Here is a 21,463-nt window from a genome sequence, read left to right as displayed (position 1 = left end):
CCCCATGCATGGAACCAGCCACGCCTCCCACCTGTTCCTCGATCGCCGCAGCGCCGGCCTGGAGCTGGCCGAAGCGCTGATGCCCCATGCGGCGAACCGTCCGCTGGTGCTCGCCCTGCCCCGCGGCGGTGTCCCGGTCGCCTTCGAAGCCGCCAGGATGCTGCACACCGAACTGGACATCCTGCTGGTGCGTCGGATCGGCGCGCCCGGACATAGCGGGCTTGCGCTCGGGGCGGTGATCGACGGCGCCAATCCGCAATTCGTGGTCAACGAGGAAGTGATGCGCCAGGTGCGCCCGCCGTCCGGCTGGTTCGAGGAGGAAATGCAGCGTCAGCTGCAGGAGCTGGAGCGTGCCCGACGGCTGTATTGCAGCGAGCCGCCGATACCGGTGGCCGGACGCTACGTGATCCTGGTGGACGACGGCATCGACACCGGCAGCAGCGTACGGGCAGCCCTGAAGGGCCTGGCCAAGTCCGCTCCCGCGCAGTTGATCCTGGCCGTGCCGGTCGCTCCCCGGGAAGTCGCCAAGGACCTGCAGCTGCTGGTGGACGAGTTGGTCTGCCTGGCCATGCCCGAGCCCTTTGGCTCGATCGCGCAACATTATGGCGATTTCGCCGAAACCACCGACCAGGAAGTCGTCGGCCTGCTGGCGGAAGCGCGGCACAGCGCCCGGTGAACGGGTGCTGTGCTTGGGCAGGCGCTCAGGCCACCGGCGCCGGCGGAGGCTGGTCCGGCCGGGTCGGCTCTCCCGGCTCGGTCGGTTGCGTCGGCACACCGGGCTCATGGGGCTGCGTCGGCACGCCCGGTTCCGGATCGCCGGAAGGATTACTGGCCATCCAGGGCCGGCCGGGTAATGCCTGCGCTGCCACCGAGGGCTGGGGAAGGGGTTCGCTGTGATGACGGATTTCCATGACGACCTCCGACTGTGAGGGACGGCACGCTGCCGGCCCGATGGCTACAGTCGGTAGAGTCCGCCGGAGCGGAGTAATTCCCCGAGCCCGCCGAAAGTCCGATGACAGCGATGCCGCTGCCACTCACGCCTTCGGCAGGGTCACCCCGGTCTGCCCCTGATACTTGCCGCCGCGGTCCTTGTAGGACACCTCGCAGGGTTCGTCGGACTCGAGGAAGAGCATCTGTGCCACGCCCTCGTTGGCGTAGATCTTCGCCGGCAGGGTGGTGGTGTTGGAGAACTCCAGGGTCACATGGCCCTCCCATTCCGGCTCCAGCGGGGTGACGTTGACGATGATGCCGCAGCGCGCGTAGGTGCTTTTGCCCAGGCAGATGGTCAGCACGTTGCGCGGGATGCGGAAGTACTCGACGGTGCGCGCCAGGGCGAAGGAGTTCGGCGGAATGATGCAGACCGGGCCCTTGACGTCGACGAAGCTCCTCTCGTCGAAGTTCTTCGGATCGACGGTAGCCGAGTGGATGTTAGTGAATACCTTGAATTCGTCGGCACAGCGCACATCGTAGCCGTAGCTGGACACGCCGTAGGAAATCAGCCGCTCGCTGCCCTCGGTGCGCACCTGGCGCTCGACGAAGGGCTCGATCATGCCCTGCTCCCGGGCCATGCGGCGAATCCACTTGTCCGATTTGATGGTCATGACGGCAGTCCTGCAAAAAATGAGGTGCGCATATTAACGGCTGTCCCGACGCCTTCAAAGCGCCAGCCGCCGGCCTAGTACAGACGCGGAAACAGCAGGCAAAGAAGCCGCAGGAGCAGGCAATCCGGCCCGTACACGCCACTCAGCAGGGTATCGATGCGTTGCACGTGCCCGTACAGACGCTGTCTGGCCGCTTCCTGCCCGAGCAGGGCGACCAGGGTCGACTTGCCGGCATCCTTGCCCAGGTCCTTGCGCAGTGGCGCATCCGACGCGCGGTCGCAGAGGTCGTCGTACAGTTGGAAGGCCTGCCCCAGCTCGAGCGCCGCCTCGCGCAGGGTCATGCGCACGTCATCGCGGGCATGCGCGACCTGAGCCGCCATCTCCAGGGCCGCGGCGAACAGCGCCCCGGTCTTCAGGTGATTGGTTTCGGCGATCTCGCCGACCCGGCGCGGCCGGCCGCCTTCGCGCAGATCCTGATACTGGCCGCGCACCAGCCCCTGCGCCCCCACCGCGTCGGCGAGCACGCCGACCAGCCGGGTACGCAGCAACGACGGCAGCTCGGACGCACTGGAAATCACCTTGAAGGCCTGGCCGAGCAGCGCCACCGCCGTCAGCACGGCGATATCCTCGCCGAAGCGCACATGCACGGTCGGCAGGCCCCGGCGCAGGCGCGCATCGTCCATGCACGGCATGTCGTCGAGCACCAGGGAGGCGGCATGGACCATCTCCAGCGCGCACCCCAGGTCCAGCAGCGGCGCCTCGCGGGCGCCCAGCTGGCTTCCTGCCAGCACCACTATCAGCGGACGTACGCGCTTGCCAGGCGAGAGCAGCGCAGCCTTCATCGCCGTGCCGATCAAGTCGCTCTCATCCGCGGAAGTGGACAGCAGATGCGCCAGGCGCCGGTCGATCCGCCCACGCAGCGCGCCGAGGTCGCCGGCGAAGGTGTCACCTTGGGGTGGCACAAGTGAAGTTGCCATAAGGTCCAGAAACTCCGTTTTCTGAAAAGGCGGGCGGAAGAAAGAATGCTAAAATTCTTGTACATATTTCTAATTCTGTACAATCCTGACGGAAAGATTTCCCGACCCCGCAGTCCCACTCCACCGAACCAGGGAACAGCGATGGCAGGAGACGAACTGGCGGCGCGCAAGAACGACCATCTGGATATCGTCCTCGACCCGGCCCGGACCAATCGGCACGGCAATACCGGCTTCGCCGCCTTTGCCTTCGAGCATTGCGCGCTACCGGAGTTGCACCTGCAGCAGATCGATCTGGGCACGAGTTTCCTCGGCCGCCCCCTACGTGCGCCGCTGCTGATCAGCTCCATGACCGGCGGTCCCGCGCGGGCGGCGACCATCAACCGGCATCTGGCCGAAGCGGCACAGGCGCTCGGCATCGCCCTGGGCGTCGGCTCCCAGCGCATCGCCCTGGAAACCGGCGCCGACCACGGCCTGACCCGGCAGCTGCGCCAGCTGGCCCCGGACGTGCCGCTGCTGGCCAATATCGGCGCGGCGCAGCTGGCTGCCGGCTTCGGCCTGGAGGAAGCACGGCGGGCGGTGGACATGCTCGAGGCAGACGCCCTGATCGTGCACCTGAATCCACTGCAGGAAGCCGTGCAGCCGGAAGGCGACCGCGACTGGCGCGGCGTGCTCAACGCCATCGGCCGGCTCACCGCCCGCCTCGAGGTGCCGCTGGTGGTCAAGGAGGTCGGCGCCGGCATCAGCGCCCCGGTCGCGCGGCGCCTGGTCGAAGCCGGCGTCGCGGTGATCGACGTCGCCGGCGCCGGCGGCACCAACTGGGTCACGGTCGAGGCGCAACGGGCGCGCACCCCGGCCCGGAAGCAGGTCGCGCTGGCCTTCGCCGACTGGGGCATCCCCACCGCCGAGGCGCTGCGCGAGGTGCGCCAGGCGTGCCCGGGGACGCCGCTGATCGCCTCGGGCGGGATACGCGACGGCGTGGATGTGGCCAAGGCGATCCGCCTGGGCGCCGATCTGGCTGGGCAGGCCGCCGCCGCGCTGTCCGGCGCGCTGCACTCCAGCGAGGCGGTGATCGAGCACTTCAACGTGATCATCGAGCAGTTGCGCATCGCCTGCTTCTGCACCGGCTCGGCGGACCTGGCGGCCCTGCGCCTGGCGCGCATACGGCAGGCAGCGCCGCCGCACTAGAAGCTGGAGTTCAAGGATGAGCCACTTCGCCGTCATCGCACCACCTTTCGCCGGCCATTTCTGGGCACTGGAAGCATTGGCCGAATGCCTGATCATGCGCGGGCACCGGGTCACCTTCGTCCAGCAGGAGGATGCCCGCGCCCTGCTGCGCCAGCCGCAGGTCGAGTTCGCCGCCCTCGGCCAGGCCTCGCATCCGCCCGGCTCGCTCGCCACGCTCATCGCCCATGCCGGGCATCCCGGCGCCCCGTTCGGCCTGCGCAGGGTGATCCAGGACATGGCGCACGGCACCGACATGCTCTGCCGCGAAGGACCACAGCTGCTGCGCGCGCTCGGCGTCGAGGCGCTGATCGCCGACCAGATGGAGGCCGCTAGCGGGCTGCTCGCCGAATACCTGGGCCTGCCCTGGGTTTCGGTGGCCTGCGCCCTGCCGGTCAACCGCGAGCCGCGCCTGCCGCTGCCGGTGATGCCCTGGGGCTATGCCGTCTCACCCTTCGGCAAGCATCTCAACCGCAGCAGCAGCCGGGTCTACGACTACCTGATGCGGCCCCATGGGAGGATCATCGCCAGGCATGCCGAGGCCTTCGGCCTGCCGCCGCGCGACAGCCTGCACCAGTGCCTGTCGCCCTTCGCCCAGATCAGCCAGACCCTCGCCGGCTTCGACTTTCCGCGCCAGGAGGCCCCGGCGCACTTCCACCCGGTCGGCCCGCTGCGCTCACCGAACCAGGGTGCGGCGCCGCTGGACCTGCCAATCGACCCTGGGCGGCCGTTCGTCTTCGCTTCGCTCGGCACCCTGCAGGGCGGCCGTTTCGGCCTGTTTCGGCGTATGGCCGCAGCCTGTCGCGACCTGGATCTGCAACTCCTGCTGGCGCACTGCGGCCGATTGGACCCCGGCCAGGTGCGTGCACTGCACGCGGCGGGCGCTACCTGGGTGACCGACTTCGCCCCGCAGTGTGCGGCCCTGGCCCAAGCCGACGTGGCGATCACCCATGCCGGACTGAACACCGTGCTCGACGCCCTGGTCGCCGGCACGCCGATGCTTGCCCTGCCGATCGCCTTCGATCAGCCGGCGATCGCCGCCCGGGTGGTGTATGCCGGCGCCGGGCTGCGTGCCTCACCGCTGCTGGCCCGGCGCAGCAGGCTGCGTCGCCTGCTGCGCCGGCTACTGGACGAGCCGGCCTTCGCCGAGCATGCCACCCGGATCGGCGCCGAGGCGCGGCAGGCGGGCGGCGTCGAACGCGCCGCCGACATCGTCGAGGCGGTGCTGAAAAGCGGCCGGCCGGTTCTCCATGCCGCGGCCTGACTACGACCTCATCCTGGTCGGCGGCGGCCTGGCCAACGGCCTGATCGCCTGGCGTCTGGCCGAGCTGCGCCCGGCGCTGCGCCTGCTGCTGCTGGAACGGGGCCCGGTGCTCGGCGGCAATCACACCTGGTCGTTCCATCAGGATGATCTGACCGCACAACAGCACGCCTGGCTGGCGCCGCTGGTGAGTCACCGCTGGCCCGGTTACGAAGTGCGCTTTCCCGAGCGACGGCGCATCCTGCGCAGCGGCTATGCGTCGATCACCTCCACGCACTTCGATGCCCAGCTGTGCGCACGCCTCGTCGGTCAGGTGCAGCTGGGCAACAAGGTGCACAGCCTGAATCCGCAACGGGTGGAGCTGACGGACGGCAGCAGCCTCGGTGCCCGCGCGGTGATCGACGGCCGCGGCCCGCGTTCCAGTCCGCACCTGGCGCTCGGCTACCAGAAATTCCTCGGCCGCGAGGTACGCCTGACGGCGCCACACGGGCTGGACATGCCGGTGCTGATGGACGCCGGTGTCGCCCAGCGCGAAGGCTACCGGTTCGTCTACCTGCTGCCCTTCGGCCCCGACCGCCTGCTGATCGAGGACACCTACTACACCGACGGCGCGAGCCTGGCACCGGCGACCCTGCGCACGCAGATCGACGACTACTCTGCGCAGCATGGCTGGTGCATCCTGGAGGTACTGCGCGAGGAACAAGGCGTGTTGCCTATCATCCTCAGCGGCGATCTCGAGGGCTTCTGCCGGGAAATGGGCGCCCAGCCGTGCAGCGGTCTGGCCGCTGGCCTGTTTCACGCCACCACCGGCTACTCGCTGCCGCATGCGGTGCGCCTGGCCGAGCGCATCGCCGCCCTGCCGCAGCTCGACGCCGCCAGTCTGGCTACAGAAATCCAGGCGACCCTGCGCGCCGAGTGGCGCCGCCAGGGGTTCTTCCGCCTGCTCAACCGCATGCTGTTCCTCGCCGGCGCGCCGGAAGACCGCTGGCGGGTCATGCAGCGCTTCTACGGCCTGCCGGAGGCTCTGATCCGGCGCTTCTACGCCGGCCGTCTGCATGCCGGCGACAAACTGCGCATCCTCGCCGGCAAGCCGCCGGTGCCCCTCGACCAGGCGCTGCGGGCGGCGCTGGCCGGGGACCTGCATCGACAAGGGAGTTGAAATGAGCACGGGGAAACACGCCGTGGTGATCGGCGCCGGCTTCGGCGGCCTGGCTCTGGCCATCCGACTGCAGGCCGCCGGGATCCAGACCACGCTCCTGGAGAAGCGCGACAAGCCGGGCGGCCGCGCCTACGTCTACGAGGACCAGGGCTTCGTCTTCGATGCCGGTCCCACGGTGATCACCGATCCCTCGGCGCTGGAGGAGTTATTTACCTTGAGCGGCCGGCGCCTGGCCGACTACGTCGAGCTGCTGCCGGTCAGCCCCTTCTACCGGCTGTGCTGGGAGGACGGCAGCCGCTTCGACTACGTCAACGACCAGGCCCTGCTGGACAGCCAGATCCGGGCGCGCAATCCGGCGGACGTCGACGGCTACCGGCGCTTTCTCGATTACTCCCGGGCGGTATTCGAAGCCGGTTACCTGAAGCTCGGCAGCGTGCCCTTCCTGACCTTCGAGCGCATGGTCATGGCCGCGCCGCAGCTGGTCCGGCTGCGGGCCTGGCGCAGCGTATACGGGATGGTGTCGTCCTTCATCGCGGACGACCAGCTGCGTCAGGCCTTCTCCTTCCATTCGCTGCTGGTCGGCGGCAATCCCTTCGCCACCTCCTCGATCTATGCGCTGATCCACGCCCTCGAGCGGCGCTGGGGCGTGTGGTTCCCCCGCGGGGGCACCGGCGCCCTGGTGCGCGCCATGGTGCAACTGTTCGAGGAACTCGGCGGGCGACTGGAGCTGAACGCGCCGGTGGCGCACCTGGCCGCCGAGGGCAAGCGCCTGAACGCGGCGATCTGCGCCGATGGCCGGCGTTTCGCGGCCGATGCCGTCGCCTCCAACGCCGACGTCGTGCACACCTACCGCGAACTGCTCGGCCAGCACGAGCGCGGCCGCCGGGAGGGCCGGCGGCTCGCGGGCAAGCGCTTCAGCATGTCGCTGTTCGTCGTCTACTTCGGCCTGAAGCGCCAGCACGCACATCTGCAGCATCACACGGTGTGCTTCGGCCCGCGCTATCGCGGCCTTATCGAGGAAATCTTCAAGGGCACGGCCCTGCCCGAGGACTTCTCCCTCTATCTGCACGCGCCCTGCGTCACCGATCCCTCGCTGGCACCCCCGGGCTGCTCCGGCTTCTATGTGCTGGCGCCGGTGCCGCATCTGGGGCGCGCCGCCATCGACTGGACGCAGCAAGGGCCGCGCTACCGCGACCGCATCCTCGCCTACCTGGAACGCCACTACATCCCGGACCTGCGCCAGGATCTGGTGACCTGCCGCACCTTCACCCCGCTGGATTTTCGCGACGAGCTGAATGCCCACCTGGGCTCGGCCTTTTCCCTGGAACCCACCTTGATCCAGAGCGCCTGGTTCCGTCCGCACAACCGCGACGACGAGATCGCCAACCTCTACATCGTCGGCGCCGGCACCCACCCGGGCGCCGGCCTGCCCGGGGTAGTCGGCTCGGCCAAGGCCACTGCAGGATTGATGATCGAGGAGCTGACTGGATGAGCGACGCCCTACTCGAACACGCCAGCCGGAGCATCGCCGCAGGCTCGAAGAGCTTCGCCGCCGCCGCCCGGCTGTTCGATGCATCGACCCGGCGCAGCACGGTGCTGCTCTATGCCTGGTGCCGGCATTGTGACGATGTGATCGACGGCCAGTCCCACGGCTTCGGCAACGGACTGCCCGGCGCCGATCCGGCCTGTCTCGCCCAGCTCGAGGAGGCGACCCGCCGCGTCTGCGCCGGCGAGCCCCCCGCCAGCCCCGCCTTCGCCGCGCTGCAGGAGGTGGTCCGCCGGCACGGCATTCCCGAGCGCTACCCGCTCGATCACCTGGCCGGCTTTCGCATGGACGTGGAGGGCCGGCGCTACCACAGCTTCGCCGACACCCTGGACTACTGCTACCACGTCGCCGGGGTGGTCGGCGTGATGATGGCGCTGGTCATGGGCGTGCGCGACGAGGACATCCTGGATCGCGCCTGCGACCTAGGCCTGGCCCTCCAGCTGACCAACATCGCCCGTGACATCCTCGACGACCACGCCAGCGGCCGCCTCTACCTGCCGGCGCAGTGGCTGGACGAAGCCGGCATACCGCCCGAGGCGCTGAGCGCCCCCCGGCACCGCCCGGCGCTGGCACGACTGGCCGGTCGCCTGGTGAATGCAGCCGAGCCCTACTACGCCTCGGCGCTCGGCGGATTGGCGACTCTGCCGCCACGCTCGGCCTGGGCCGTCGCCACGGCCTGGGCGGTCTATCGGCAGATCGGCATCAGGGTGAAGGCGGCCGGCTCCGCTGCCTGGGACTCGCGCCTGGCCACGAGCAGGACGGACAAGCTGCGTCTGGCCTTCGTCGGCGGCTTGCAGGCGCTGGTCTCGCGCCTCGGCAGGCCTAGTCCGCGGCCCGCGGGCCTGTGGACCCGGTCGCGGCGCCCTGCAGCGACCCGCCATGCAGGCGTCGCAGCTGCGCCCTGAGGATGTCCAGCCTGGGCGCATACAGGAAGCCGAAGGAGACGCAGCCGTCACGCCCCGGCACCGCATGGTGCAGCCGGTGCGCCTGGTAAAGCCGCTTGAGATAGCCCTTGCGCGGCACGTAGCGCAGCCCCCAGCGTCGGTGCACCAGGCCGTCGTGGGCGAGGAAGTAGAGAAGACCGTAGAGGGTCATGCCGGCGCCGATCCACTGCAGCGGCCAGAGGCCGGCGGTGCCCAGGGCGATCAGCAGGATGGCAAGGCCGGCGAATACCAGCGCATAGAGATCGTTCTTCTCGAACGGGCCGTGGCGTGGCTCGTGGTGCGAGCGGTGCCAGCCCCAGCCCCAGCCGTGCATCACGTACTTGTGCGAGGCCCAGGCCACCGCCTCCATCACGGCGACGGTGGCGAGCACGATGAGGGTGTCGAGCAGCAGGCGCATGGCGGACCTTCGGCAGTGGAGGTGCCCTCAGTCTAGAAGACGCCGGCTGCGGACAACCCCGGACTTCAATCCTCGCTGATCACGATCTTCGGCATCGACTGGGCGACGATCTGCCCGCTCTGGGCGATGCGCGCGCCGACGGTGCGGGCCATCTGCTGGTAGATCAGGCTGACCGGGCTGTCCGGGTCGGCGATCACCGTCGGCCGGCCGGCATCGGCCTGGCTGCGGATCTCCATGGACAGCGGCAGGGACGCGAGCAGCTCGACGTTGTACCGGGCTGCCAGCCTCTCGCCGCCACCCTCGCCGAACAGGTGTTCGGCATGCCCGCAGTTGGAGCAGATATGCACGGCCATGTTCTCCACCACACCGAGCACCGGGATGTTCACCTTGCGGAACATCTCCACGCCCTTCCTGGCGTCCAGCAGAGCCAGGTCCTGCGGCGTGGTGACGATCACCGCGCCGGCCACCGGCACCTTCTGCGCCAGGGTCAGCTGGATGTCGCCGGTTCCGGGCGGCATGTCCACCACCAGGTAGTCGAGGTTATCCCAGTCGGTCTGGGTGGCCAGTTGCAGGAGCGCACCGGAAACCATGGGGCCGCGCCAGACCATGGGCGTGTTGTCGTCGGTGAGGAAGGCCATGGACATCAGCTGCACGCCGTGGGCCTGCAGCGGGACGAAGGCCTTCTGGTCGCGGACCTGCGGGCGGGTGCCCTCGGGAATGCCGAACATGATGCCCTGGCTGGGACCGTAGATGTCCGCATCCAGCATGCCGACCCGCGCGCCCTCGCGGGCCAGGGCCAGGGCCAGGTTGGCGGCAGTGGTGGACTTGCCCACCCCGCCCTTGCCGGAGGCCACGGCGATGACGTTCTTCACTCCATGCAGGCCCTGCACCTGCTCCAGCGCCTTGTGCGGGGCGATCACGCAATCCACCTGCACCCGAGCCTCGCGCACGCCGTCGAGATTCCTCAGGCCGGCCTCGAGCAGCTGTGCCCAGCCGTCCTTGAACAGCCCGGCAGCATAGCCGAGCTCCAAGCGCACGCTGACCTGGCCATCCTGGATGGCGATGTCGCGGACGCAGCCGGCGCTGACCGGGTCCTGCTTGAGATGGGGGTCGAGGTACTGACGCAGCGCGGTTTCCACCGCTTCGCGAGTGACGGACATGGGCTACTCCCGAGAAAAACCGACTAAAACAGATGGCCATGATAGCCGAGCCCGGCCCGATCGCCATGCGCAGGCGTCAACCGCCGTGGAAGAGGCATCTCCGCCGGCCTCTGCACAGGCGCCCCCTGCGGATGAAAAAAAACCGCCGCGGCTTTACACTCGCGGACTTTCCTTCCGCAATCCCGATCGCACAGACCATGTCCGAAGCTCGCCAGATCCTCGTCACCAGCGCCCTGCCCTATGCCAACGGCTCGATCCACCTGGGCCACATGCTCGAGTACATCCAGACCGACATCTGGGTGCGCTTCCAGAAGCAGCGCGGCAACCAGTGCGTGTACGTCTGCGCCGACGACGCCCACGGCTCGGCGATCATGCTGCGCGCCGAGAAGGAAGGCATCACCCCGGAACAGCTGATCGCCTACGTGCAGGCCGAGCACAGCGCCGACTTCGCCGATTTCCTCGTCGATTTCGACAACTTCCATTCGACCCATGCGGAAGAAAACCGCGAGCTGGCCAGCCTGATCTACACCCGCCTGCACGACGCCGGGCACATCGCCACCCGCTCGGTGACCCAGTACTTCGACCCGGACAAGGGCATGTTCCTCGCCGACCGCTTCATCAAGGGCACCTGTCCGAAGTGCGGTGCCGAGGACCAGTACGGCGACAACTGCGAGAAGTGCGGCGCCACCTACGAGCCGACCGAATTGAAGGACCCGCGCTCGGCAATCTCCGGCGCCACCCCGGTGCTCAAGGACTCCAAGCACTTCTTCTTCAAGCTCCCCGACTTCGAGGCGATGCTCAAGGAGTGGACCCGCAGCGGCACCCTGCAGGACGCGGTGGCCAACAAGATCGCCGAATGGCTGGACGGCGGCCTGCAGGAGTGGGACATCTCCCGCGACGCGCCCTACTTCGGCTTCGAGATCCCCGACGAGCCGGGCAAGTACTTCTACGTCTGGCTGGATGCGCCGATCGGCTACATGGCCAGCTTCAAGAACCTCTGCGCACGCCGCCCGGAGCTGGACTTCGACGCCTTCTGGCGCAAGGACTCCAGCGCCGAGCTGTACCATTTCATCGGCAAGGACATCGTCAACTTCCACACCCTGTTCTGGCCGGCGATGCTGGAGGGCGCGGGTTTCCGCAAGCCGACCGCGGTCAACGTGCACGGCTACCTGACCGTCAACGGCCAGAAGATGTCCAAGTCGCGCGGCACCTTCATCAAGGCACGCACCTACCTGGATCACCTGAACCCCGAGTACCTGCGCTACTACTACGCCAGCAAGCTGTCGCGCGGCGTGGACGATCTGGACCTCAACCTCGAGGACTTCGTGCAGAAGGTCAACTCCGATCTGGTCGGCAAGGTGGTCAATATCGCCAGCCGCTGCGCCGGCTTCATCCACAAGGGCAACGGCGGCGTGATAGTCGATGCCAACCCCGAGCCGGAGCTGTGGGAGGCCTTCCAGGCCGCCGCCCCGGCCATTGCCGAGGCCTACGAGCAGCGCGACTTCGGCCGCGCCATGCGCGAGATCATGGCCCTGGCCGACCGCGCCAACGCCTGGATTGCCGACAAGGCACCCTGGGCGCTGAACAAGCAGGAAGGCAAGCAGGCCGAAGTGCAGGAGATCTGCGCCTTCGGCATCAACCTGTTCCGCCAGTTGGTGATCTTCCTGAAGCCCGTGCTGCCCAACCTGGCCGCCGCCGCCGAGGGCTTCCTCAACGTCGCCCCGCTCTCCTGGCAGGACCATGTGCTGCGTCTGGCCAACCACCCGCTCAACCCCTTCACGCCCCTGATGACCCGTATCGAACCCGCGAAGATTGATGCCATGATCGAAGCCTCCAAGGAAGACCTCGCCGCCCAGAGCACCGAAGCTGCCGCCCCGACCGGCAACGGCGAGCTGGTCAAGGAGCCGCTGGCCGCGGAAATCAACTTCGACGCCTTCGCCGCCGTCGACCTGCGCATCGCCCTGATCGAGAAGTGCGAGTTCGTCGAGGGCGCCGACAAGCTGCTGCGCCTGACCCTGGACATCGGCGATGCCAAGCGCAACGTGTTCTCCGGCATCAAGAGCGCCTACCCGGATCCGAGCAAGCTGGAAGGCCGCCTCACCCTGTACGTGGCCAACCTGGCGCCGCGCAAGATGAAGTTCGGCATGTCCGAAGGCATGGTGCTGGCCGCCGGCCCCGGCGGCAGCGAGATCTTCCTGCTCAGTCCGGACGCCGGCGCCAAGCCCGGTCAGCGCGTGCACTGAGGCCTGCCGGGGGAGGAGAAGCCAGCTGTGCTTCTCCTCCCTTGGCCGCTCCCTGAAATCCTTTCCGGACGGCCTTCACGGTTGTCCGCCCTGGCGCCTTCCCGGATAATGGACACTCTTTCTCCTCCGCTTTCTGCCCGCCTGACGGTGCCCCCGCGATGACCGAACTCGTCCTGATCCTGGTTGGCGCCATCCTGGTCAACAACTTTGTGCTGGTGCAGTTCCTCGGCCTCTGCCCGTTCATGGGCGTGTCGAAGCGGATCGAAACCGCCATCGGCCTCGCCCTGGCCACCACCTTCGTGCTGACCCTGGCGTCTATGTGCAGCTACCTGCTGCAGCAGTACGTGCTCAAGCCGCTGGATCTCGAATATCTGCGCACCATCGGCTTCATCCTGGTGATCGCCGTGGTGGTGCAGTTCACCGAGATGCTGGTGAACAAGACCAGCCCGCTGCTCTACCGCGTGCTGGGCATCTTCCTGCCGCTGATCACCACCAACTGCATCGTCCTCGGCGTGGCCCTGCTCAACGCCAACAGGACCGGCTTCGGTTTTCTCCAAGCCAGCATCAACGGTTTCGGTGCCGGACTCGGCTTCTCTCTGGTGCTGGTGCTGTTCGCCGCCCTGCGCGAGCGCATCGCCATCGCCGACGTGCCCGGCCCGTTCAAGGGCGCGGCCATCGGCATGGTCACTGCCGGGCTGATGTCACTGGCCTTCATGGGCTTTTCCGGATTGATCAAGCCATGACTGCAGTTCTCGCCCTGCTCCTGTTGTGTCTGGTCTGCGGCGCCATCCTCGGCTATGCGGCGGTTCGCTTTCGCGTCGAGGGCAACCCCATCGCCGAGCAGATCAACGCCCTGCTGCCGCAGACCCAGTGCGGCCAGTGCGGCTATCCCGGCTGCAAGCCCTACGCCGAGGCCATTGCTGCCGGCGACAAGATCAACAAGTGTCCGCCCGGTGGCGAGGCGACCATCCAGGCCCTGGCCGAGCTGCTGGACCTCGAGCCCGAACCGCTGGATGCCGCCGAGGGCGAAAAACCGCAGATGGTCGCCCACATCCGCGAAGCGGAATGCATCGGCTGTACCAAGTGCCTGCAGGCCTGCCCGGTGGATGCCATCGTCGGCGCTGCCAAGCACATGCACACGGTGATTGCCGCCGAATGTACCGGCTGCGACCTCTGTGTCGAGCCCTGCCCGGTGGATTGCATCGAGATGCTGCCGGTCGCCGGCACGCTGCAGAACTGGAAATGGGATATGCCCCTGCCCCCTGGCCGACTGATCGCCAGCGATCGGGAGCGGGTAGCATGAGCGAGATGAAACTCTGGGAGTTCCACGGTGGCATCCATCCGCCGGAGCGCAAGGAGCTTTCCAACCGTACGCCGATCCAGACGGCGCCGTTGCCCGCGCGCCTGATCCTGCCGCTCGGACAGCACATCGGCGCCCCAGCCGAGCCGATCGTCACGGTCGGCGAGCGGGTCCTCAAGGGCCAGCCGATCGCCGCCGCCAGCGGACGGGTCGGCGCGCCGCTGCATGCGCCGACCTCCGGCACGGTGAGCTTCATCGGTCTGCAGCCCTATCCCCACGCTTCCGGGATGCTCGCTCCGGCCATCGTCATCGACAGCGACGGCCTGGACGAGTGGACTGCACTGGAGCCCTGCATCGACTACCGCAGCCTGGAGCCTGCGGCCCTGCTGGAGAAGATCCGCCAGGCTGGTATCAGCGGCCTGGGCGGTGCCGGCTTTCCCACGGCGGTAAAGCTGGCGGCCCGTTCGCAGCGGAAGATCCACACGCTGGTCATCAATGGTGCCGAATGCGAGCCCTATATCACCGCCGACGACCGGCTGATGCGCGAGAGAGCTACCGAGCTGGTCGTCGGCATCGAGATCCTCGTGCGGCTGATCGAGCCCGAGCAGGTGCTGATCGGCATCGAGGACAACAAGCCCGAGGCGAGCGCCGCGGTGCGCGCCGCCCTCGGCGAGCAACCATTCGGTCTGCGGGTGTTGCCGACCAAATACCCGTCCGGAGGTGAGAGACAGCTGATCGAAATCCTCACCGGCCTGCAGGTGCCGAGCGGCGGCCTGCCGGCGGACATCGGCATGATCTGCCAGAACGTCGGCACCTGTGTCGCCATCCATGATGCGGTGCTCAAGGGACGACCGCTGATCTCGCGCATCGTCACCCTGACCGGCGAAGCCCTGGCGCGGCCGATGAACGTCGAGGCCCTGCTCGGCACGCCGGTGGGCGAGCTGCTGGCCTTCGCCGGGCTGGACGAGGAACGCATGGACCGACTGATCATGGGCGGTCCGATGATGGGCTTCACCCTGCCCTCGCTCGACGCACCGCTGATCAAGACCGGCAACTGCCTGCTGGCGCCGACCCGCAGCGAGCTACCGCCTCCACCACCGGCACTGCCGTGCATCCGCTGTGGCGCCTGTTCCGATGTCTGTCCGGCCAGCCTGCTGCCGCAGCAACTGCATTTCTTCGCCCTCGGTCAGGAGCATGAACAGCTCAAGGCATACAACCTGTTCGACTGCATCGAATGCGGTGCCTGCGCCTATGTCTGCCCCTCCACATTGCCGCTGGTACAGTACTACCGCGCGGCCAAGGCGGAAATCCGCGAGCTGGAGCAGAAGCATCACAAGGCCGAGAATGCCCGGCAGCGCTTCGAGCTGCGCCAGGAGCGTCTGCGCAAGGCCGAGGAGCAGAAGGAGGCCGAACGCCAGGCCCGTGCCGAAAAGGCCGCGCGGGCCAAGGCGGTACAGGCGGAGAGCACCTCGGTGCCCCATCAGGAAGTCCCGCCTGCCGGCCAGCCGGCCGGGCTTTCCGACCTTCAGAAGAAGCTGAAGATCGAGGCGAGCATGGCCCAAGTCGCCCTGAGAAAGGCCGAGAAGCAGCTCGCTGCCCACGCCGCGCCAGAGCTGGAAGCCCAAGTCGCCGAGCTGCGTGCCGCGGCCAAGGCGGCCCAGAAAGCCCTTGAGGCCGCCGTGGCCGCTGCTCCGGCGGCACCGCCGGCGAGCGACGATGCTGCCCTGAAGAAAGCCAAGATCGAACTGGCGATGAAGCGTGCCGAACTGAAAAAGGCCGAGAAAGGCGGTGCAGACGACAGCGAACTGACGCGCCTGCACGAGGCCCTGGCCGGGGCCGAGCGCGCCCTGCATGCCGCCGAGGAGGCTTCGGACAAGCCCGCACCACAAGTGGTGCGCACGGAAAAGCGCCCCATGGATGAGAAGTTGCGAGCCTTGAAGACCGAACTCGCGTTCGCACTCGCCGATCTGCGCAAGCTGGAGCGCAACGAGGCGGTCGATCCACCCGCCTTGGAGTCGGCCCGGACGCGCCTGGCGGAAGCCGAACGCCGGCTGGCGGAACACCAAAGCGAATAACCCGGCAGCGGCCGTTTCTGGCAATCAACCAGTTAGCCTGATAGCCGCGCCCCCAGGCAAGTACACAACGGAGCGCCAATGGCCCTGCCTCGCATCACTTCGCCCCATGCCACGGGCAGCAACCGTACCCGCCAGGTCATGCAGCAGGTGCTGGTCGCCACCCTGCCCGGTCTGCTGGTGCTGACCTGGCTGTATGGCTTCGGCACCTTGGTCAATCTGCTCTGGGGAAGTGCCGTAGCGCTCGGTCTCGAGGCGGCCGTTCTGCACCTCCGGCAACGCCCTGTCGGCTTCTTTCTCAACGACTGCAGCGCTGTGGTCACGGCCGTGCTGCTGGCCCTGGCCCTTCCGCCCTACTCGCCTTGGTGGCTGACCCTGACGGCCTGCAGCTTCGCCATTCTGTTCGGCAAGCACGTCTATGGCGGGCTGGGGCAAAATCCCTTCAACCCGGCAATGGTTGGCTATGTGGTGGTACTGATCTCCTTCCCGGTGGAGATGACCGCCTGGCCGGCTCCCCATGTCGTCGGGCTGGCCGATGGTCTCCAGCAGATCCTCGGCATCGCTGCCCTGCCCGATGGCTGGAGTCAGGCCACGGCCTTGGATACACTGAAAACCAATCGAAGCCTGACGATGGACGAACTCCGGGCGCAAAATCCGGCATTCGGCAACCTGGGGGGCCGGGGAGCAGAATGGGTCAACCTGGCCTTCCTCGCCGGCGGACTGTTCCTGCTCCGGCGTCGCCTGTTCGGCTGGCACGCGCCGCTCGGCATGCTCGGTGCGCTGTTCGTCATGAGCCTGCTGTTCTGGAACGGCTCGGGCTCCGACTCCAACGGCTCGCCACTGTTTCACCTGCTGAGCGGTGCGACCATGCTGGGCGCCTTCTTTATCGTCACCGACCCGGTAAGCGGCGCGACCAGTAACCAAGGGCGGCTGATTTTCGGAATCGGCGTCGGCATCCTGGTCTACGTGATTCGCACCTGGGGCGGTTATCCGGATGCGGTGGCCTTCGCCGTGCTGTTGATGAACCTGGCTGCACCGACCATCGACTATTTCAGCCGTCCGCGCACCTATGGGCATCGCAAGGCGGAGCGCGGCTTCAAGGTGGGAGACTGAACCATGCCCGCGCCTGAAATCGGTCGCTCGATGTTGAAGAATGCTCTGGTATTGGGGCTGTTTGCAGTAGTTACGGTCGGTGGTGTCACCCTGCTCCAACAGGGTACGGCCGACCGGATCCAGGCCGCTGAGCGCCAGGCTCAGGTTCGTGCCTTGGGCGAGATTCTCCCGAGCGGCAGCTACGATAACGATCTACTCGCCAATACCGCCTTGCTCAACGAGCCGTTGCTCGGCCATCGCGGGCCGCAGCCGGCCCATCTCGCCCGCAAGTATGGACAGACCACTGCAGTGATCTTCCGAGCCACGGCTCCCGACGGCTACAGTGGAGCTATCCATCTGCTGATCGGTGTCCTGGCCGATGGGCGACTGGCTGGAGTACGGATCATTGGCCACCGGGAAACACCTGGACTGGGAGATCGCATCGAACTGGCCAAGGATCCTTGGATTCTCGGCTTCAAGGGTAAATCCCTTGGAAATCCGGATGACTCCGGATGGGCTGTGAAGAAGGACGGCGGAGCTTTCGATCAGTTCGCCGGAGCCACCGTCACGCCGCGGGCCGTGGTCAAGGCAGTTCACCAGGCCTTGCAGTATTTCCAGGCCAACAAGGCGGCACTTCTGAACGCACAGCTCGTCGAGCGGCAGGGGAATAAACCATGAGCAATCCGAGCTATCGTGAACTGAGCTTCAACGGGCTCTGGAAGAACAATCCGGCGCTGGTTCAGCTGCTCGGACTTTGTCCTTTGCTCGGTGTAAGCAACTCGACCGTCAATGCCCTGGGGCTCGGACTGGCCACGGTGCTGGTGCTGGGCTGCTCGAACGTGGCCGTATCGCTGGTGCGCAGAGTGGTAAATACTGCTGTACGTTTGCCGGTCTTTGTGATGATCATCGCTGCGCTGACCACCTGCATCGAACTTCTGATGCAGGCCTTCACCTACGAGCTCTACCAGATCCTCGGCATCTTCATTCCATTGATTACGACCAATTGCGTGATACTCGGTCGCGCCGACGGCTTCGCTGCCAAGCATTCTCCCCTGCTGGCCGGTTTCGACGGATTGATGATGGGGCTAGGTTTTGCCGCAGTGCTGGTCATGCTGGGCGGACTGCGCGAGCTGTTCGGCACTGGCGGATTATTTGCCAACATGCATCTGTTGTTTGGCTCCGCAGCAACCGAGTGGCATATCGTGCTGGTCGACGACTACAAGGGATTTCTGCTGGCCATATTGCCGCCCGGGGCCTTTATCGTCCTCGGCCTTCTCATTGCACTGAAGAACCGGATCGATGAACATCGCGCCGAGCGGGCCAAGGCCATGCAACCACACGCTCCCGCCCCCAGCCGTCGGGTACGGGTTACCGGGGTGATCGAGTAAATCCAACCTGAAATCCACTACTCATGAACGCAGCCAAACGTCGGGAGATCTTTCGCCGCTTCCAGGAAGACAACCCAAGCCCTACCACAGAACTGGTCTACAGCACGCCGTTCGAGCTGCTAATCGCGGTGATTCTCTCTGCTCAAGCTACCGACGTCGGGGTAAACAAGGCTACTGCCAAGCTCTTTCCAGTGGCCAACACCCCAGAAGCCATACTCGCCTTGGGAGTTGCGGAGCTGAGCGAGTACATCAAGAGTATCGGCCTGTTCAATAGCAAGGCCAAAAACATCATCGAGACTTGTCGCCTCCTCATCGAGAAGCACAACAGCCAGGTTCCGGACAATCGAGAAGCGCTGGAGGCGCTGCCCGGAGTCGGCCGCAAGACAGCCAATGTGGTGCTCAACACGGCCTTCGGGCACTTCACCATGGCGGTGGATACGCACATCTTTCGGGTAAGCAATCGTACCCACATTGCGCCAGGCAAGAATGTACTGGAGGTCGAGCGCAAACTGGTCAAACTGGTGCCCAAGGAGTATCTCCTGGACGCCCATCATTGGCTGATCCTGCATGGCCGCTATGTGTGCAAGGCTCGCAAGCCGCTATGCGGCAGCTGCCGCATCGAAGACCTGTGCGAGTACAAACACAAGACATCTAACGATTAGCCTTTCATTTCAAATGTGCCGGATCAATTGAAAAAATCTTTTTTACCCTCTCAGGCTTTGCCGCTATAAGAAGCGCCATAGCGCCCGTAGCCTGGAGTGAACAATATGGCCACCGATAAAGCCGATATTGAACTGGATGATGACTTCGTCGCTGAAGAAGCAGATGACGCTGGAGCCGAAGTTGAAGCAGCCAAGACCAACCTGACCAAGCGCCGAATCATAGATAACTACCTTGAAGAACGCCGCCTGCAAAAAGACCTTGCCGACTACGACTTTGATATATGAGCTCAGCCTCTAAACTTGGTACTCTTTGGGAGTGAGCTTGCTTTCAGCCATGTGCTTCAGATTGATCCGCTCCTGAAAGCCCTGTATTCCTTAATTCCTACCCGGTGAGGCAGAGGCGGCCTTACACGAAAAGGGCCCTTTGCCTCCTCCCTATCCCTTCTACAGCTTCAAGAGCATGATCGGCTATTAGCCAAGGTATCGAATGCCATGGCTATGATTTGCCTCTTTGGGCTACTTCTTCCTAAAATTTTCTCTGAGCATCCCATCCATATAAGGACTAGACATGCGCCTTCTACACACCATGATCCGTGTAACCGATCTTGAAAAGTCAATAGATTTCTACACTCGGGTCTTGGGCATGAGCCTTCTCAGAAAACATGATTACCCCGGAGGAAAATTCACTCTAGCCTTCGTTGGATATGGGAAAGAAGAAGAAAATGCTGTCATTGAGCTGACATATAACTGGGGCGTTGATAAATATGAAATGGGCAGCGCCTTCGGACATATCGCCATTGCTGTCAATGACGCCTATAAGGCTTGCGAAGATATCAAGCGAAACGGCGGGAATGTGATCAGAGAAGCCGGCCCCATGAAACATGGAACAACGATTATTGCGTTTGTGACTGACCCAGATGGCTACAAAATCGAGCTTATTCAGGAAAGCCAAGCCTGAATAAATAAGGAAATTCCTAAACTGCGCCGGAGTATAAAAATTCATGCCGGTGCATCAAACGTAAGCCGCACCATAGCTCAGAGAGGGGAGTACGGTGTGTTTTTTCTCTAGATGTTCGGCCTTGCAGTGTGGTGGCATGCTTGGTATTCACCATTACAGGGAGTCGTTATAAGACAGATACTTTATGGCTACGCCACGGCCACTTACGCCATCCGAACTGTAATACAGCGATCGAAAGCTTTGATTCAGACGCTGAGCAAAAGCTATGGCCTGAACCCGAAGACGGTTCGGCCGCGCCGCGAGGGCTGCTCGCGCAAGCAAGAACCCCCGAGCCGGATGACGGCTCGGGGGTTCGGAAAGGGCGCTTGACGATGACCTACTCTCGCATGGGGAAGCCCCACACTACCATCGGCGATGCGTCGTTTCACTGCTGAGTTCGGGATGGGATCAGGTGGTTCCAACGCTCTATGGTCGTCAAGCAATTCGGTGGGGAGGTCGCTGTGCGGCGCCCTCCCGTATCGGGCATGTGATATCGGTGTCGCGGTGCTCTTGCGGTTCAGGCGAATCTTCGGTTCTGTCGGCTTCGACCCCACCCGCTGCCGCAGCGTGCTGCGTGCAGATTGTTTGGGTGTTATATGGTCAAGCCTCACGGGCAATTAGTATGGGTTAGCTCAACGCCTCACAGCGCTTACACACCCCACCTATCAACGTCGTAGTCTTCGACGGCCCTTCAGGGAGCTCGAGGCTCCAGTGAGATCTCATCTTGAGGCAAGTTTCCCGCTTAGATGCTTTCAGCGGTTATCTTTTCCGAACATAGCTACCCGGCAGTGCCACTGGCGTGACAACCGGAACACCAGAGGTTCGTCCAACCCGGTCCTCTCGTACTAAGGTCAGCCCCTCTCAAATCTCAAACGTCCACGGCAGATAGGGACCGAACTGTCTCACGACGTTCTAAACCCAGCTCGCGTACCACTTTAAATGGCGAACAGCCATACCCTTGGGACCGGCTTCAGCCCCAGGATGTGATGAGCCGACATCGAGGTGCCAAACACCGCCGTCGATATGAACTCTTGGGCGGTATCAGCCTGTTATCCCCGGAGTACCTTTTATCCGTTGAGCGATGGCCCTTCCATACAGAACCACCGGATCACTAAGACCTACTTTCGTACCTGCTCGACGTGTCTGTCTCGCAGTCAAGCGCGCTTTTGCCTTTATACTCTGCGACCGATTTCCGACCGGTCTGAGCGCACCTTCGTACTCCTCCGTTACTCTTTGGGAGGAGACCGCCCCAGTCAAACTGCCCACCATACACTGTCCTCGATCCGGATGACGGACCAGAGTTAGAACCTCAAGCATGCCAGGGTGGTATTTCAAGGATGGCTCCATGGGAACTGGCGTCCCCACTTCAAAGCCTCCCACCTATCCTACACAAGCAGGCTCAAAGTCCAGTGCAAAGCTACAGTAAAGGTTCACGGGGTCTTT

At 65.1% G+C, this 21,463-nt stretch carries 21 protein-coding genes and 2 rRNA genes (1 of these 23 cut by a window edge); 16 read left to right on the top strand and 7 right to left on the bottom strand.

Features of this window, described 5'->3' with window-relative positions; all coding sequences use genetic code 11:
• Positions 1–4: 4 nt before the first annotated feature.
• On the top strand, positions 5–676 hold the full coding sequence (locus GCU53_RS20910) for a phosphoribosyltransferase (protein ID WP_152389295.1): 672 nt from the start codon (positions 5–7) through the stop codon (positions 674–676).
• A gap of 25 nt (positions 677–701) precedes the next feature.
• On the opposite strand, the gene GCU53_RS20905 is transcribed toward GCU53_RS20910, so the two are convergent.
• The 3 genes from GCU53_RS20905 to GCU53_RS20895 all read right to left on the bottom strand — a co-directional run bounded on the left by GCU53_RS20905 (position 702) and on the right by GCU53_RS20895 (position 2,578).
• Positions 702–911 carry a hypothetical protein gene (locus tag GCU53_RS20905; RefSeq protein ID WP_152389294.1) on the bottom strand — a complete coding sequence of 70 codons (210 nt, stop codon included), beginning with the start codon at positions 909–911 and terminating at the stop codon, positions 702–704.
• A 123-nt stretch (positions 912–1,034) separates the two neighbouring features.
• Complete coding sequence (gene dcd / locus GCU53_RS20900; RefSeq protein WP_152389293.1) at positions 1,035–1,601, bottom strand: dCTP deaminase; 567 nt, start codon at positions 1,599–1,601, stop codon at positions 1,035–1,037.
• A gap of 74 nt (positions 1,602–1,675) precedes the next feature.
• The gene (locus GCU53_RS20895; protein WP_152389292.1) at positions 1,676–2,578 is read right to left on the bottom strand and encodes a polyprenyl synthetase family protein; all 903 of its coding nucleotides are present in this window, start codon (positions 2,576–2,578) and stop codon (positions 1,676–1,678) included.
• Between the two features lie 141 nt (positions 2,579–2,719).
• Between GCU53_RS20895 and fni the strand changes: the two genes are divergently transcribed.
• The 5 genes from fni to GCU53_RS20870 are packed head-to-tail and all read left to right on the top strand — an operon-like array spanning position 2,720 to position 8,670.
• Positions 2,720–3,763, top strand: a complete 1,044-nt coding sequence (gene fni / locus GCU53_RS20890; protein ID WP_152389291.1) for a type 2 isopentenyl-diphosphate Delta-isomerase — start codon at positions 2,720–2,722, stop codon at positions 3,761–3,763.
• 16 nt (positions 3,764–3,779) lie between these two features.
• Positions 3,780–5,063 (top strand): glycosyltransferase, encoded by a 1,284-nt coding sequence (locus GCU53_RS20885; RefSeq protein ID WP_152389290.1) that lies wholly within the window; start codon positions 3,780–3,782, stop codon positions 5,061–5,063.
• Complete coding sequence (crtY, locus tag GCU53_RS20880; protein WP_152389289.1) at positions 5,050–6,219, top strand: lycopene beta-cyclase CrtY; 1,170 nt, start codon at positions 5,050–5,052, stop codon at positions 6,217–6,219. Before GCU53_RS20885 ends, crtY begins: the two co-directional genes overlap by 14 nt.
• A 1-nt stretch (position 6,220) precedes the next feature.
• A complete protein-coding gene (locus GCU53_RS20875; protein WP_152389288.1) occupies positions 6,221–7,711 on the top strand; it encodes a phytoene desaturase in 1,491 nt (496 codons plus the stop codon).
• Positions 7,708–8,670: a phytoene/squalene synthase family protein gene (locus tag GCU53_RS20870; protein ID WP_152389287.1), complete on the top strand. Its 963-nt coding sequence runs from the start codon at positions 7,708–7,710 to the stop codon at positions 8,668–8,670. The genes GCU53_RS20875 and GCU53_RS20870 overlap by 4 nt, the downstream gene beginning before the upstream one ends.
• On the opposite strand, the gene GCU53_RS20865 is transcribed toward GCU53_RS20870, so the two are convergent.
• Positions 8,588–9,106 (bottom strand): sterol desaturase family protein, encoded by a 519-nt coding sequence (locus GCU53_RS20865; protein WP_152389286.1) that lies wholly within the window; start codon positions 9,104–9,106, stop codon positions 8,588–8,590. The two genes, GCU53_RS20870 and GCU53_RS20865, sit on opposite strands and share 83 nt — an antisense overlap.
• Before the next feature lie 65 nt (positions 9,107–9,171).
• Positions 9,172–10,266 (bottom strand): iron-sulfur cluster carrier protein ApbC, encoded by a 1,095-nt coding sequence (gene apbC / locus GCU53_RS20860; protein WP_152389285.1) that lies wholly within the window; start codon positions 10,264–10,266, stop codon positions 9,172–9,174.
• A 197-nt stretch (positions 10,267–10,463) separates the two neighbouring features.
• On the opposite strand from apbC, the gene metG reads away from it, so the two are divergent.
• The 10 genes from metG to gloA all read left to right on the top strand — a co-directional run bounded on the left by metG (position 10,464) and on the right by gloA (position 19,981).
• Entirely contained in the window at positions 10,464–12,509 is a 2,046-nt protein-coding gene (gene metG, locus GCU53_RS20855) for a methionine--tRNA ligase (RefSeq protein WP_152389284.1), read from the top strand.
• Positions 12,510–12,667: 158 nt separating this feature from the next.
• Positions 12,668–13,252 carry an electron transport complex subunit RsxA gene (gene rsxA, locus GCU53_RS20850; RefSeq protein WP_152389283.1) on the top strand — a complete coding sequence of 195 codons (585 nt, stop codon included), beginning with the start codon at positions 12,668–12,670 and terminating at the stop codon, positions 13,250–13,252.
• Positions 13,249–13,812 carry an electron transport complex subunit RsxB gene (gene rsxB, locus GCU53_RS20845; protein ID WP_152389282.1) on the top strand — a complete coding sequence of 188 codons (564 nt, stop codon included), beginning with the start codon at positions 13,249–13,251 and terminating at the stop codon, positions 13,810–13,812. Before rsxA ends, rsxB begins: the two co-directional genes overlap by 4 nt.
• Positions 13,809–15,884, top strand: a complete 2,076-nt coding sequence (rsxC, locus tag GCU53_RS20840; RefSeq protein WP_152389281.1) for an electron transport complex subunit RsxC — start codon at positions 13,809–13,811, stop codon at positions 15,882–15,884. The genes rsxB and rsxC overlap by 4 nt, the downstream gene beginning before the upstream one ends.
• 78 nt (positions 15,885–15,962) lie before the next feature.
• Positions 15,963–16,994 carry an RnfABCDGE type electron transport complex subunit D gene (locus tag GCU53_RS20835; protein WP_152389280.1) on the top strand — a complete coding sequence of 344 codons (1,032 nt, stop codon included), beginning with the start codon at positions 15,963–15,965 and terminating at the stop codon, positions 16,992–16,994.
• 3 nt (positions 16,995–16,997) lie between these two features.
• Complete coding sequence (gene rsxG, locus GCU53_RS20830; protein WP_167520093.1) at positions 16,998–17,651, top strand: electron transport complex subunit RsxG; 654 nt, start codon at positions 16,998–17,000, stop codon at positions 17,649–17,651.
• Positions 17,648–18,361: an electron transport complex subunit E gene (locus GCU53_RS20825; RefSeq protein ID WP_152389279.1), complete on the top strand. Its 714-nt coding sequence runs from the start codon at positions 17,648–17,650 to the stop codon at positions 18,359–18,361. The genes rsxG and GCU53_RS20825 overlap by 4 nt, the downstream gene beginning before the upstream one ends.
• A gap of 23 nt (positions 18,362–18,384) precedes the next feature.
• Positions 18,385–19,023: an endonuclease III gene (nth, locus tag GCU53_RS20820; protein WP_152389278.1), complete on the top strand. Its 639-nt coding sequence runs from the start codon at positions 18,385–18,387 to the stop codon at positions 19,021–19,023.
• A 105-nt stretch (positions 19,024–19,128) separates the two neighbouring features.
• On the top strand, positions 19,129–19,308 hold the full coding sequence (locus GCU53_RS20815; protein WP_152389277.1) for a PA3496 family putative envelope integrity protein: 180 nt from the start codon (positions 19,129–19,131) through the stop codon (positions 19,306–19,308).
• Positions 19,309–19,591: 283 nt separating this feature from the next.
• Complete coding sequence (gene gloA / locus GCU53_RS20810) at positions 19,592–19,981, top strand: lactoylglutathione lyase (RefSeq protein ID WP_152389276.1); 390 nt, start codon at positions 19,592–19,594, stop codon at positions 19,979–19,981.
• A 363-nt stretch (positions 19,982–20,344) separates the two neighbouring features.
• Here the strand turns inward: gloA and rrf are convergent.
• Positions 20,345–20,460, bottom strand: a 5S ribosomal RNA gene (rrf, locus tag GCU53_RS20805).
• 156 nt (positions 20,461–20,616) lie between these two features.
• Positions 20,617–21,463 (bottom strand): 23S ribosomal RNA (locus GCU53_RS20800) (it continues 2,045 nt past the right edge of the window).

Source organism: Azotobacter salinestris, from assembly GCF_009363155.1.
GTDB lineage: Bacteria > Pseudomonadota > Gammaproteobacteria > Pseudomonadales > Pseudomonadaceae > Azotobacter > Azotobacter salinestris.
Note: the sequence above shows the minus strand (reverse complement) of the source record. Positions and strands in the feature narration are given on the sequence as shown.